Here is a 589-nt window from a genome sequence, read left to right on the forward strand (position 1 = left end):
CTGAATGCGGTGACCGCCTGCTCGACCTGTTGCCCGGCGGCCCGCCCCATCTCCAGCACCTGTTCGATCAGGCTATCGATTTCCGAATCAAAACGCTTGACGGTATGTCGAGTATTGGTGAAGGCCATGCCAGATCGCCTCTTTGGTTGAATCACTCATCGGCGGGTCGAGCCGCCGCCCGCGCCGCCCGTCCGATACGCGTCATGGTGGTTTCGATCCAGGTTTCGGTCATCCAGTTGAGCTCCTGCGGCGAACGGCCCTCACTGGCGATCAGGGGACCGAAAACCACCTGTACGGTGCCCGGACGTTTGAGAAAACCCCGCCTCGGCCAGAACTCCCCGGCATTGTGGGCCACCGGCAGAATCGGGCAACGGCTGCGCGCGGCCAACACCGCGCCACCCATGCCGTAGCGTTTGCGGACGCCGGGGGCAGTGCGCGTACCTCCGGAAAGATCAGGATCCATTGACCCCGTCGCAAGTGTTCGATGCCCTGCCGGATCACCTGCTTGACCGCTGAAGAGCCGGCCCGACGGTCGATGGCGATCGGTCGCAACAACTTCAGCGCCCAGCCAAAAAACGGCAGCCACAAC

General features: G+C 63.3%; 1 protein-coding gene and 1 pseudogene. Both read right to left on the reverse strand.

Annotated features, from left to right (window positions below):
* Positions 1 to 151: 151 nt before the first annotated feature.
* A complete protein-coding gene (locus E4P82_RS22610; RefSeq protein ID WP_246327775.1) occupies positions 152 to 463 on the reverse strand; it encodes a lysophospholipid acyltransferase family protein in 312 nt (103 codons plus the stop codon).
* A 38-nt stretch (positions 464 to 501) separates the two neighbouring features.
* Positions 502 to 588: pseudogene (locus E4P82_RS23925) on the reverse strand (hypothetical protein); the annotation flags it as partial.
* Position 589: the final 1 nt, after the last annotated feature.

This window comes from Candidatus Competibacter phosphatis, assembly GCF_012939995.1.
Lineage (GTDB): Bacteria > Pseudomonadota > Gammaproteobacteria > Competibacterales > Competibacteraceae > Competibacter > Competibacter phosphatis.